We start from the raw sequence: 13,380 nt of genomic DNA, 5'->3' as shown, positions 1-13,380 counted from the left end.
ATTGAACCGCCGCCGCTGCGCTTCAATGCAGCACGCTCCCCGCAATCGCTTCGGCATACACCGCCGCGACCCGCTTCGCGATCACCGCGTTATCGAAGCGTTCGCGCGCATAGCGGCGGCATGCATCCGCATCGGGCAACTTCAGCGTACCGTTCAGCGCGCCGGCGAGACCCGCGGCGATCGCAGCTGCGCCGGTCGCCGGCAACACCAGATCGGGCGACAATCCCGCCACCGCCTCGGGCAATCCGCCGACCGGCGTCACCAGCACCGGCGTGCCCGACGCGAGCGATTCGACCGTGATGAGCCCGAAGCCTTCCAGCGCGACGGTCGGCACGACGCTGAGATTGGCCGCACGATACAGCGCCGCCAGATGCTGATCGGGCACGAAGCCGAGCAGCTTCACGTTGTGTTCGAGCCCCGCGTCGGCGATGCGCGCCTCTAGCTCACCTTCGAGCCGACCCTTGCCCGCGATCAGCAACAGCACGTCGGGCGCGCTGCGTTTGAGCAGCTTCACCGCATCGATCAGATCTTCGAGACCCATGCGCCGCACCAGCCGTCGCACCGCCAGCACGATCGGTCGGTCCTGCGGCAATTGCAGACGCAGACGCGCCTCGGCCTGCGTGATCGGCAGATTGAACTGCTCGACATCGACGCAGCCCGGCACCACGCGCACGCGCTCCGGCGAGATGCCGTAGCGCGTCGTGAGAATCTTGCCGAACGCGTCGGACAGTACGATCAACCGCGACGAACGCGCGTATACCGACTGCTCCAGATAACGCTTCGCGCGCTGGCCGAACGAATCGGCGCCTTCGACGTGGCTCTCGTCGGCCCACGGTCCCTGAAAATGCGACACCTGCGGAATGCCGCGCGTCACGTCGAGCCCCGGAAACGTATAGAGCGCGAAGTGCGACGAAATCACATCGGGCCGCGACGTGCGGATTTCCTGGCGTAGCGCGCGGCGGGCCGCCATTAGCCGCAGCGGCAGCGATTGCGCGGCGGAGCCGAAGCCGTTGATCGCGCCACCGGTATCGGCCGCGACTTTCGGCGAGCCGGCGACGACGCCGCGCACCGCGACGCCTGCGCCCGGCAGCGCGCCGACCAGCGAGTAGTACATGCGGTCGAGGCCGCCCGCGCGTTCGGGAAACCAGTGCATCCCGATCTGCAGTGATTTGATTGAGCCAGTCGTCATGATGGTGTGCCCCTGTGTGTTGCTTGCGGTGAGTTGCTATGTGTAGACGTGGATGGCGCGCTTCGCGCGGTCATTCCACGCTCTTCTGTCCGGCGAGATGGTTCAGCGTCAGCGCATCGTTCTGCGCGACGACCGTCGCTTCCGTCTGGCTGCGCCGGCGGTTTTCCTGCTGCCCGGCCAGCTGCCGGTACAGCGCGATGTATTGCGCGGCCATGCGCGCCCAGCCGAAGCCGGTCGCGAGTTCGCTCGCGGCTTTGCCCATCGCGTGGCGCGCGCTGTCGTCGCCGGCGAGTTGCGCGACCGCGCGAGCGAGCGCTTGCGGGTCGTCGGGATCGTCCAGCACGATGCCGCACTCGGGCGTGATGATCTCGGCGCCGCCGGCCGTGCGCGCGGTCACGACGGGCAGCCCCGCCGCCATCGCTTCGAGCAGCGACAGACTCATCGCTTCGTAGCGCGACGGGAACACGAACGCGTCGACCGAATGCATCAGCACCGGCATTTCCTTCACGAGCCCGAGAAAATGCACGCGATGCGCGATGCCGAGCGCCTTCGCCTCGTCCGGATACGGGCTGCCCGGCAGAAAGCCGGCCACCGCGATCTGCACATGCTCGGGCAGATGCTTCAACGCGGCGAGCACGGTGCCGAGATTCTTGCGCGGCGTGCGCAGGTCGCCGACGAACAGCAGCAGGAACACATCGTCTGGTAGCTGGAACTTTGCGCGATCGCCGCTCGCCGCCGCGAAGCCCTGCGTGTCGACGCCGTTGTAGATGACGTCCACGCGGTTGCGCGGCGTGAGACCGATCGCGCGGATTTCGTCGGCGACCTTCTGCGACACCGCGGTGATCACCTTCGAGCGCCGGTACGCCCAGCGCTCGAGCAATGCGTTGCAGCGCGTATAGACCGACTGGTACGCGGACCACACGCCCTTCGTGAGACCGAACGGGTAGTACTTGCTCGCGAACCAGCCGCTATGCACGAAATGCGAGGTATTGACGTCGGCGCGCATCCAGGTGATGAAACCGTTCACGTGCAGCACGTCGTAGTCGCGGCGATGCGCGCGCAGCCACAGTGCGCTCTTCGCCGCGAACACCTGCTGGCGCAGCAGATTGGTGGGCCACCAGCGGCCGATCTTCACCGGCGCCCAGCGCACGTTAGGATGCGCGAGCAGCTCGGGCGCCACGTGCGACGCGACCAGCGTCACGCGGATGTTCTCGTCGAGCGCCGCGCGCGCGATCTCGTGGTTGACGCGCCCCTGGCCGTCGTTATGGCGCACTACGTGCGTGACAATGGCGACTCTCAATCCGTGCCTCCGTGGAGAAATAGCGTGCGTGCGCGGTTCATTTTTTCGTGGTGAACCGCGGAAAGAATCGAAAAAGCGCCCATGAAAAGCAGCAGGCCGCCGGTGCCGACCAGCGAGTTCGTGAACACGAGCATCGCGAAGGTCGCAAGACACAGGCTCAGGCACGCGGAGACGAACTTGTCGTCGCGCAGCCTGAACGAGCCGAGCACCGCGCGCGTCAGCAGCCACACGATGCCGGACATGTACAGCAAGGTGCCGGGCCAGCCGAGCACGAACGGAATGTTCATCACGCCGCTGTCGAAGTTGCCGTACTGGCCGAGCTGGCCGCCGTCGTTGGAAAGTTTCGTCGAGGTGCCGGTCGCGCCCATGCCCTCGCCCGAGACGTCGGTAAACGCGGTCTTCGCGAAGGTCGCGTAGAACTCGTTACGCGCCGCGTAGCTCTGGTCGTCGTGCAGATTGACGATCGTGTTTAGCCGCGCCTGCATCCGTTCGGCCACCGGGCCGACCGCGAGCAGCGGCACGCACAAGCCGGCGAGCAGTACCGCGCTCGCGACGATGCGCACGCGCACCTTGTTGTTCGACTTCACGAGCTGGATCAGGAGCGCGATGACCCAGCCTCCCCACGTCGAGCGCACGAGGCTCAGCGCGAACGAGAAGAAGCCGAGCGCGGCGGCGATCCAGCGCACGCGATGCTGCGCGGCCATCACGAACACCATCGCGCCCATCATCGCGAACGCGAACGGGCCCGACGAGTTCATCGTGCTGAACACGCGTACGCCCAACGGCACCGGGTCGCCCTGCGAGTTCATCTGCGAGCCGAGCATCCACAGCGCGTCCCACGGCGGCATGATGAAAAACTGGATCAGGCCGTAGCCGCCCATCACCAGCATCCCCCAGATGAACGTGTTGATGATCGTGTCGCGATACTGCGGATACTGGCGCGTGTGCGCCATGATGTGAAAGCCGATCAGGATCGGGTAGAGCCAATTCGCGAGGTCGTAGGTGGCCGCGAGCGGGCCGCTCGACATCACGCCGATCAGGAACGCGTAGATCAGGCCGAGCAGGATCAGCAGCACCGGCAAACCGCGGCGCTGCGCGAGCAGCCGGTAGTAGCGCAGCAGCGACAACCCGCTGATCATCGTGACGGCGAGCGGCGCGACCTGGATCAGGCTCGTCGGCGTGAACGCGCCCTTCGACCAGTCGGCGAGACGCCGCACTTCGGGGCTCAGAAACCACAGCCACCACATGAAGCCGATGTAGCGCGCCGGGCTCTTGAAGTAGAGCCACAGACCCGTGAGGATCGCGAGCACCGGGAACGCCAGTGTGAGCACCGTGCCCTGATGCGCGACGATCAGCACCGCGGCGATCAGCCACAGCAGGAGCGGCGGCAGCCATTCTCGCGGGCCGCCTGACAGCAGCCCGCTCGCGGCGTGTTTTGCTGGGCCGGCGTTGGCCGCGCCTGTCGGCGGCAACGGGTTCGCGCGCGGAATCGTCGACATCGCTTATAGGCCTCCGCGCGATTCGCGCCCGGGTGCGGCGGGCTGCGCGTGCGTGGCCGCGCCGGCATGCGCGCTCGCCTGCCCGCGCGCGCTCAGCATCTCGCGCGTGATCCGCACGTGCTGCATCGCGTAGTGCTGGGTGGTCAGATCGCGCGCGAGCAGGCCGGCCGCGGCTGCCTGCGCCTGGCGCAGCGCCTCGTCAGGCTCGGCGGCGAGCCGGTCGAGCGCATCGCGCAGTGCCTGCGGATTGAACGGCGGCACGTAGGCGGCTTCGTCGGCGGGAAAATAATCGCGCAGCGCGCCGACGTCGGTCGCGACCATCGGCTTGCCGACCGCCGCCGCTTCGAGCATCACCGTGATACCCGACGCGTGCGAGTTAGGTCGCAGCGGCACGACGATCACGTCGGCCCAGTCGTACAGCTCGTGCTGCTTTTTGATGCCGGAAAACAGCGCGATCTCGACATTCGACGCGCGCAGCGACGCGGGAATGCGCCGCCGCGTCGCGAGCTTCACCGTGTAGCGCGGATCGTTGCCGACCGCCTTGATCAGCGTCTCCCAGTCGCGGTCGCGATCGTTGCCGATCGCCGCGATGCGCAGCTGCGCGCGCGGCGTCCACTGCGTCGGCGGGGTGACCGGGAAGTCGCGCGTGTTCAGGCCGTACAGCAGCGGCGTCGCGTCGCGGTGGAAATAATCCTGGCACAGCCCGGCGTTTTCGCTCGCGAGGGTGGTCAGCCGATCGGCCCGCGTCATCAGCTTGCGATACAACCAGCTGCGCACGATGCCGTACGACGGCCACTTGTCGAGCAGCCACACGCTTTGCGCGAGCAGCAGCGGCGACGCGCCCGGCCCCGCCTTGCGCCCGCACAGCAGCAGCATCAGCGCGGCGGCCAGCCATTCCTGCTCGGTATGCGTCCAGATCACGTCCGAGCGCAGCATCTCCGCGCGATTGCGCCACGTATGGATGAAATCGAAGCCGAGCGCGGCCTTCAGCGCGCGCCGTACGAGCCGCACGGGCCGGCTTTCGCGCGCGTCTTGCGAATAAGTCAGCGCGAATGCTTCGGACTGCGCATGGTGATAACCGTACAGGCAGCCGATATCGTCGCCCTTGCGATAAAAACGCGGATCGGCGCCGTAAAAGAGATGAACGTGCACCTTCGTATTCATGCGGACACCCCGCTCTTCGACAGCGCGCGCCGCGCCTCATGGGCGCCTGCGCGAACCTCGCGCCAGCGCGACAGCTTCAACTGCGCCTGCTTCGACAGCAGCGCGAGCGCCGCATGCGTGAGGCCCGGATAAAGCCGTGTGCCCACCAGCGTCCACCACCACCACGCGGCTTCGCGGCGCAGCGGCGGCAACTGGTCGCGCAGGATCAGATGGAAGTTGAACGCGGCGTTGCGCAGCGCGGCCATCGTCTGCGCGTCGCGTTTGTCGTCGTCGAAACGCTCGGCCGGGAAATGATCGACCGCGATCTGCGGGTCGTACACGAGCTTCCAGCCCGCGTTTTTCACCGCGAGGCTGAACGCCATGTCGTTGTGCACCTGCGCGCCCGCGCCGCGCAGACGCGCGTCGAAGCGGATCGTGCGCACCGCTTCGCGCCGGTAGCTCATGTTGGCGCCCTTCAGGATGTCGACCTCGCGCGCCGCACCGACACCCAGATGATGATTGCCGATGATCTTGCCGTGCGCGGTCACCTTGCCGACCAGCGGCCGCTCGCCGTCGAGCACGCGGCCTCTTTCGTGCACCCAGTCGCGCCCGCCCAGCGCGCCGAGGCGCGCATCGGCTTCGAACGCGGCCGCGATGCGCTCGACCCAGTCGCGGCGCGGCGCGGCGTCGTCGTCCGTGATCGCGATCACGTCGCCGCTCGCGGCGTCGAGCCCGCGATTCAGGGCCGCGACCTGGCCGGGTATGTCCACCGGCGCGATCACGAGCGGCAGGCGGCCGCCCGTGGACGGATCGCGCAGCCACGCATGGGTCGCGTCGTCGTCGACGCGCGCGACCACGATTACTTCGTCGGGCGCGCGCGATTGCCGCTCGAGCGCCGCGAGGCAGCGCGCCAGATCGGCCGGGCGGCGATAAGTCGGTACCAGTACCGTCAGTTTCATCGTGATGTCCTCTGTTCCTGTCGTGCAGAAGTCGGTGCTGCAGTGCGGAGCCCGCGTCACGTGCTCAGGTATGCCTGAGTCGCCGCGTAGCCGCGGTCGTAGCCGACCCGCGAGCGCGCCGGCATGCCGTTGAAGATGCCGCCCTGCACGTGGACGCCCGCCGAGCGCAGGCGTTTCAGCGCATCGGCCAGCTCGAGCTCGCTGTGCATGCCCGAGCGCATCACGAAGAACGTCGAGCCCGCATACGCGCCGATGATCGACGCATCGGTCACCGCGAGCACCGGCGGCGTGTCGATCAGGATCACGTCGTAGCGCTTCGCGAGGCCGTCGAGATACTGCGGCAGACGCGGCGACATCAGCAGCTCGGACGGATTCGGCGGACGGCGGCCGCACGAAATGAAGCTCAGGCCTTCGATGCTCGAACCGCGAATCGCCTCTTCCAGCGAGATCTGGCCGCTCAGCAACTCCGACAGGCCGTTCTCCTGCGTGCCGCCGACCTGACGTTCGAGCGCGCCGCGCCGCATGTCGCCGTCGATCAGCAACACGCGCTTGCCCGAATGGGCGAGCAGCATCGCCAGGTTCACGCTGAGGAAGCTCTTGCCGACGCCGGCCATCGGCCCCGTCAGCATCACGATGCAGTTGCGCGCGTCCATCAGCGTGAACTGCATCGCGGTGCGCAGGCTGCGCAGACTTTCGATCGTCACGTCCTTCGGCCGCGCGTTCGCAAGCACCGGACGCTGCCGTTCGCCGCCCCGCGCATAGCTGTTTTCGAGCTGCACCTGCTCGGCGCTTTGCGGCACGAGGCCGAACACCGGCAGATGGAACGCGCGCTCGACGTGATCGGGGTCGTCGATGCCCTTGAACAGATTGCGGCGCAGGAACACGAAACCGGTGCCCGCGATCAGCCCGAGAATCACGGCCGCCGAGATGATCAGCATCTTCTTCGGCTTGACCGGCGCGCCGGGGCGCAGCGCGGCGTCGACGATATGGACGTTGCCGCCGGTGCCCGCCTTCTGCACCGACAGCTCCTGCACACGATTGAGCAGCAGCACGTAAATGTCTTCGGCGACCTTCGCGTCGCGCTGCAACTGCACGGCCTTCACTTCGGTGGCCGGCAGATCGCGGAAGCGGTCCGCGTATTTGGTGCGCTGCGCCTGCAGCTCGGCCATCTGCTGACGCGCGGCGACGAGCGTCGGATGGTCGTCGCCGTAGCGCTCGGCGAGTTGCGTCATCTGCAGACGCAACGCGGCGATCTGCTGCTCGTATTGCACGCTGCCTTCGAGATAGACCTTCGCCTCTTCGCTCGCGTTGATCGAGCCGGACTGACGTTGATAAGCGGTCAGCGCGGCCTCCGCGCGTTCGAGATCGGCCTTCAGCCGCGGCTCCTCGCTCTTCAGGAAGTCGAGCATCTTGCTTGCGTCGGCCTGCTTGTTCGACACGTGCTCGCGCAGATACGACTGCGCGAGCGCATTGGCGACGAGCGCCGCATGCTCGGGACTCTTGTCCTCCAGCGAGATCTGGATCACGCCGGTCTGCTTGCCCTGCTCCTGCACCGTGATCGCCGACTGGAACGCGGTGATCGCATCGAGATCGTTCGAGCGCACGATGGTGAACTCCTGCCCGGGGCGCGCGATCAGCGTGTTGACGACCATCGTCACGCCCCCGCCCTGCGCCTGCTGCCCGACCTGGCCGCGCAACAGCAGCGAGCCGTTCGGCGCGAACAGTTCATAGTGCTGCGCGTCGATCACGCGCAGCAGCAGCTTCTCGCCTTCGAGCGACGGCGTCACGTCGATCGAATCGACGTCGACTTTTTCTCCGCCCCATGCGTAGGACGTGAGCCCCAGCCACGCGCGCGCGGGCTGGCCCGGCGTCGCGAGGCGCGCGGCGATGCTGCCGAGCAGCGGGATCGTCTTCGGCGTAACGCTGAAGTTCAGCTTCAGCTGCTGCACGACCGGCGCGACCACGCCACGGCTCTTGATGATTTCGATCTCGGCGTCGGTCGGCAGCGACGTCGAGCCGCTCGTGATCGCGGCGCCGGTCTGCGTTTGCGTGAGCGCCTGCGACATGCTGTCGGACTGCTCGACGCGCACGTGCGCATCGGCCGAATAAGTCGGCTTGGCGAGGTAGCAGTACGCGACCGCCATCGCGACGATGATCGCGGTGATCGCGAGCAGCCACCAGATGTCGTCGAGGATCACCTGCACCAGTTGTCCGAGGACGACGTCTTCTTCTTCGGTCTTGATCGGACCAGCCATGTGTGGAGAGAGTTGATTGCTCACTGTTCCATCCCGTGTCGTTGGCTTCGGCTTTCGCGTCAGCGGTACTTCTGCTTTCGTTGCACGTCCCGCACCGCCCGGACAACAGCGGCGCGGGACGTTACAGGCCAAACGTTCAGCGCGTCAGCTGCTTCAGATAGAACAGCGTCTGCACGCTCGGCAGCACCTGCTGCAACACACGGTTGAACGTGGTCGACGCGGCGGTGCCCACGTACACGACGTCGAGCGGCTGCAACTGGAACTGCGAGGACAGCATGATCGAGTCCGGCTGCGTCATGTCGAGGCGGAACACCTCGGGCGTGGTCGGATGCTCGCGCATGCCGCGCATCACGTAGATCTGGCGCGGATTGGCGTCGGTGTTGAGGATGCCGCCCCCTTGCGTGAGCGCGTCGGCGATCGTCATGCGGCCGCGCGCGATCGGCACCTGGATCGGCGTCTTCACTTCGCCCAGCACGAAGATGCGGCTGTCGGTGCGGTCCGGCACGTTGACCACGTCGCCGTTCTGCAGCATCACGTCCTGCGTGGTATCGCCCTGATCGAGCATGCGATCGGCATTGAGCACATAGAGCTTGTGGTTGCGCGTGAGTCGCACGCGCTGGATGTCGGCGTCCGGGTTCGTGCCGCCCGAGCGCGTGATCGCGTCGACCAGCTTCAGCGGCACGTCGCTGACCGCGAGCGGTCCCGGCTGCTTCACTTCGCCCGTGACCTGCACCTTCTGGCTGCGATACGACAGCACGCGCACGTCGACCTGCGGATTGCGGATATATGGCACGAGGCGGGCGGCAAGCTGATCGCGCAGCTCGGTCGTGGTCTTGCCCGCGGCCTGGATGCGGCCGACGAACGGGAAAAAGATCGTGCCGTCGGCGGCGATGGTCTGGCCGTACGGATCGGCCTGGCCCGGCAGCGCGGCCGTATACGGCTGCTGCAACGCACCCGCGATCGTCTGCGTGGTATTGCCGCCCGAGGACAAGGTACTGCCCTGCGGCGTGGTCAGCTCGGGGTGATCCCACACGGTGATGCCGAGAATGTCCTGCGGCGCGAGGTGGTACACGTACAGCGACGGATCGGACAGCGCCGCTGGCGGCAACGGCTGGGTTTTCGCGGCGGCGGCTTGCGCCTGCGCCATGATCAGGTTCGCGTCGATCAGATGGACCGGATAGGTTTCGCTCGGCGCCTGATCGTTGTCCTTGAGCCGCGACGTGTCGAGGTAATTGCCCGGTGCGGTCGCGCAGGCCGACAGAAAGGACGTCAGCAGAAGTGAGGCGGCGAGCTTCGTGCGCAAGCTCGCGAATGAGTTTTCGATGCGGGGTTTCTTCAGCATATTTTTTTCAGCCATCCCATGACCAGATGTTCGATGAGCACGAGACTCTCCCTGTATTCGTCTTCCGCGCCGCCGTGCGGATCGGCGACGTCCGAATCGGCTTCCCACTTGCCGAGCGGATAGACCTTGCCGCGCGCGGACGGATCGAGCGCTTCGACCTTGCTCACCTGCGCGCGCTCGGTCACCAGCACGAGATCGGCCGCGCGCACGAGCGAAGGCTCGAGGCGCCGCGCGTGGTGAACGCCGGCCGCGACGCCGCGCTCTTCGAGCAGGCGCCGCATCACCGGGTCCATGCCGTGGCCGTTCACCGCACGAATGCCCGCCGAATGAAACGCGATAGGTGCGGCCCCCGAGCGCGGCGCGCGCGCCTGGCTCGCCTTGAACAGCATCTCGGCGGCGGGCGAGCGGCACACGTTGGCGTGGCACACGATCAGAACGTTGTCGAACATGGCGGACTCTCTCGCGCGGCGATCGCGGTGGCCTCAGCGGCCGGAGGCTGCCGTCGCGGCGAGGTCCGCCGCCTGCATCGAACCTTTCGCGCCGACACGCGCCGGCGCGTTGCGCAACGCATGCCGCCGGCCGATCGCGTGATACTCGATGCCGAGTTCGAGCAGCACGTCCGGCTCGTACAGATTGCGGCCATCGAAGATCAGCGGCGTCTTCAGCATGCGTTTCAGCGCATCGAAATCTGGACTCTTGAAGACCTTCCATTCGGTCAGGATCACGAGCGCATCGACGCCGCTCGCCGCTTCCATCTCTTCACTCACGAACGAAAGTCGCGCATGCTGCTGCGGCACGTCCTTCAGATCGAGCGCGAGCACGCGCTTCGCTTCGTCGATCGAGACCGGGTCGTAGGCCTTCACGCGCGCGCCGCGGCCCAGCAGCCCGGCGATCAGCTCGCGGCTCGGCGCCGCGCGCATGTCGTCGGTATTCGGCTTGAATGCGAGACCCCAGACGCCGAACGTGCGGTCAGACAGATCCTCGCCGAGACGCGCGACGATCTTCTGCGCGAGGATCTGCTTCTGTGCATCGTTGACCGCTTCCACCGCTTCGAGAATGCGCAGGTTCGCACTGTGGTCGGCCGCGGTGCGGATCAGCGCCTGCACGTCCTTCGGAAAACAGGAGCCGCCATAGCCGCAACCCGCGTAGAGGAAGTCATAGCCGATGCGCGGATCGGAACCGATGCCGCGGCGCACCGCCTCGATATCCGCGCCGACGCGATCGGCCAGATTCGCGAGCTCGTTCATGTACGAGATACGTGTCGCGAGCATCGCGTTGGCCGCGTACTTGGTGAATTCGGCCGAACGCACGTCCATATACAGCGTGCGCTCGCGATTGCGGTTGAACGGCGCATACAGGCGCTTCATCAGTTCGCGCGCCTTTTCGCCGGGCACGTCCTCGTCGCAGCCGAGCACGATGCGATCGGGCCGCGTGAAGTCTTCCACGGCCGCGCCCTCCTTCAGGAACTCCGGATTCGACACGACCGAGAACATCTGCTCGACGCCGCGCGCGGCCAGCTCGGCGGCCACCACTTCGCGCACGCGCGATGCGGTGCCGACCGGCACCGTCGATTTGTCGACGATCACCTTGAAGCCGGTCATATGGCGGCCGATGTTGCGCGCGGCCGCGAGCACGTATTGCAGATCGGCGGAACCGTCCTCGTCGGCCGGCGTGCCGACCGCGATGAACTGGATGTCGCCGTGCGCGACCGCGGCCTCGACGTCGGTGGAGAACGTCAGGCGCTTCGCGCGGCGATTGCGCGCGATGATCTCCTGCAGCCCCGGCTCGTGGATCGGCACGCCGCCGTTGTTGAGCACGTCGATCTTGCGCGCGTCGACGTCGAGACAGAACACGTCGTGGCCGATGTCGGCCAGACACGCGCCGGTCACGAGGCCGACATAGCCGCTACCGATGATCGTCAGGTTCATGGATTGCACCTCGGTAAAAAAGTTGATTCAGGAATGCGCTCGCGCGATGCGTGGCATCGGCGCGGCCCGGCGCTCTGCGTTCAATAGGCGTTGCTGCCCGCGAAGCCCTTCCACAGCGTCAGCACGACGATCTTGATGTCGAGCCAGAAGGTCCAGTGCTGCATGTAGTACAGATCGAGCTTTACGCGGCCCATCATCTTTTCGATGCGATCGGTTTCGCCGCGATAACCGTTGATCTGCGCCCAGCCGGTAATGCCCGGCTTGATCCGGTAGCGGTGCATGTAGCCCTTCACCAGATCCTTGTAGATGTCGTCGTGCTCGAGCGCATGCGGACGGGGACCTACCACCGACATCTCGCCGCGCAGCACATTGATGAACTGCGGCAGCTCGTCGAGGCTGGTGCGGCGCAGGAACGCGCCGACCGCGGTGATGCGCGGATCGCGCCGCGTCGCCTGGGTGATCTTGCCGGCCGCTTCCTTGTGGACCTTCATCGAGCGGAACTTGAAGATCTCGAACTCGCGGCCGTCGATGCCCTTGCGCCGCTGGCGGAAAAACACCGGCCCCGGCGAGCTGAGCTTCACCATCAGCGCGATCGCGAGCATCAGCGGCGACAGTGCGAGCAACGCGCCGAACGCGAACAGGCTGTCGAACACGCGCTTGGGCAGCACGCGCAGATCGGTGATCGGCGAGGCGGCCAGATTGATCGCGGGCACGCCGAGCAGCTCGACCATCGGCTGATTGAACAGCGTCAGGCTGCCGACGTCAGGGATGAAGCGGATGTTCACGAAGTCGTTGCGCAGATCCATCACGAAGCGATGGATCGCCTTCTCCTTCGAGATCGGCAGCGCGAGCCACAACTCGCGGATCGCGCGCTGCCGAACCAGTTCGATCATGCGCTGATAGTCGCGCTCGACCGGCACGCCCGCGACCGCGTGCGCCGCGTCCGGGTCTTCGTAGGGATTGATCGTGCCGTCCTCGTCGAACACGACGACGGGCTTGAAGCCAGCTTCGGGACGGCCGCGCATCTGTTCGATCAGGAAGCGGCCGTACGGCGCGCCGCCGACGATCGCGACCGCGCGCTGATTGAAGCCCTCGCGGCGCAGCCCGCGCAGGATCGAATAGACGATCACCTTCGTGACGACCAGCAGCACGATCGACGCGAGCGCCCAGTAAACGAGCCACAGCCGCGACAGGCTGTCGGCGCGGTGCACGCTGAAGCTGATCAGCACGCCGGTCACTTCGACCATCAGCCAGCCGCCCGTGACGCGCGACAGCAGATCGTAGAGCGGCTTGCCACGCCACGACTGATAGATGCCGAGCGGCGGGAAGAACACCACCACGAGCAGGCAGCCGAACGCAAGCGACACGCTTTGCATATCGTCGAGCCATACCACTCTGCCGCTGTGCACGCCCGCCGCCAGCACCGCGGCGAGCGCGACCATGGCGATGTCGATGATTCTCGCTAGAACGCTCAGCATGCGCCGCCCCTCTGTTCGTCAGTCAAGTGCGATCCGTCGGTTGGTTGAAATGGCTGTTGCATGCGGGTTTCATCGTTGGGCTTTTTTATTTCCGATCTGCCTGGCGGCGCGACTGGACTGAATGAGCCTGAATGGCCAGACCGCAAAATCCGAATGCGAATGAGTGAATACCCTTGTTTATACCTCAATAAAGCGGTATTAAAATTCCCACGACAAGACCGCAAAAAATCTCAAATTGTATCGGTCAAAATTTCGACATTTTTTATGCATTTTGTGCGGCAATTGTT

10 protein-coding genes are annotated in these 13,380 nt (G+C 66.1%); all 10 read right to left on the bottom strand.

The features are described from left to right. Positions 1 to 22: 22 nt before the first annotated feature. Complete coding sequence (locus tag OKW29_RS25060; RefSeq protein ID WP_429292996.1) at positions 23 to 1,189, bottom strand: glycosyltransferase family 4 protein; 1,167 nt, start codon at positions 1,187 to 1,189, stop codon at positions 23 to 25. A 70-nt stretch (positions 1,190 to 1,259) separates the two neighbouring features. Further along, entirely contained in the window at positions 1,260 to 2,489 is a 1,230-nt protein-coding gene (locus OKW29_RS25055; protein WP_184033600.1) for a glycosyltransferase family 4 protein, read from the bottom strand. After that, entirely contained in the window at positions 2,486 to 3,988 is a 1,503-nt protein-coding gene (locus tag OKW29_RS25050; RefSeq protein ID WP_429292995.1) for a glucose-6-phosphate isomerase, read from the bottom strand. Before OKW29_RS25050 ends, OKW29_RS25055 begins: the two co-directional genes overlap by 4 nt. Before the next feature lie 3 nt (positions 3,989 to 3,991). Beyond that, positions 3,992 to 5,152 (bottom strand): glycosyltransferase family 4 protein, encoded by a 1,161-nt coding sequence (locus OKW29_RS25045; RefSeq protein ID WP_429292994.1) that lies wholly within the window; start codon positions 5,150 to 5,152, stop codon positions 3,992 to 3,994. Beyond that, positions 5,149 to 6,090: a glycosyltransferase family 2 protein gene (locus OKW29_RS25040; RefSeq protein WP_429292993.1), complete on the bottom strand. Its 942-nt coding sequence runs from the start codon at positions 6,088 to 6,090 to the stop codon at positions 5,149 to 5,151. Before OKW29_RS25040 ends, OKW29_RS25045 begins: the two co-directional genes overlap by 4 nt. Before the next feature lie 56 nt (positions 6,091 to 6,146). After that, positions 6,147 to 8,345, bottom strand: coding sequence for a polysaccharide biosynthesis tyrosine autokinase (locus OKW29_RS25035; RefSeq protein WP_429294927.1), 2,199 nt, complete (start codon positions 8,343 to 8,345; stop codon positions 6,147 to 6,149). 136 nt (positions 8,346 to 8,481) lie between these two features. Beyond that, a complete protein-coding gene (locus OKW29_RS25030) occupies positions 8,482 to 9,687 on the bottom strand; it encodes a polysaccharide biosynthesis/export family protein (protein WP_429292992.1) in 1,206 nt (401 codons plus the stop codon). Then, entirely contained in the window at positions 9,681 to 10,136 is a 456-nt protein-coding gene (locus tag OKW29_RS25025) for a low molecular weight phosphotyrosine protein phosphatase (RefSeq protein WP_429292991.1), read from the bottom strand. The genes OKW29_RS25030 and OKW29_RS25025 overlap by 7 nt, the downstream gene beginning before the upstream one ends. A gap of 33 nt (positions 10,137 to 10,169) precedes the next feature. Next, positions 10,170 to 11,615 carry a UDP-glucose dehydrogenase family protein gene (locus OKW29_RS25020; RefSeq protein WP_429292990.1) on the bottom strand — a complete coding sequence of 482 codons (1,446 nt, stop codon included), beginning with the start codon at positions 11,613 to 11,615 and terminating at the stop codon, positions 10,170 to 10,172. 80 nt (positions 11,616 to 11,695) lie between these two features. Continuing rightward, positions 11,696 to 13,093, bottom strand: a complete 1,398-nt coding sequence (locus OKW29_RS25015) for an undecaprenyl-phosphate glucose phosphotransferase (RefSeq protein ID WP_090804812.1) — start codon at positions 13,091 to 13,093, stop codon at positions 11,696 to 11,698. Positions 13,094 to 13,380 lie beyond the last annotated feature (287 nt).

This window comes from Paraburkholderia sp. CI3 (assembly GCF_050436505.1).
In the GTDB taxonomy this organism is placed as follows: Bacteria; Pseudomonadota; Gammaproteobacteria; order Burkholderiales; family Burkholderiaceae; genus Paraburkholderia; species Paraburkholderia tuberum.
Note: the sequence above shows the minus strand (reverse complement) of the source record. Positions and strands in the feature narration are given on the sequence as shown.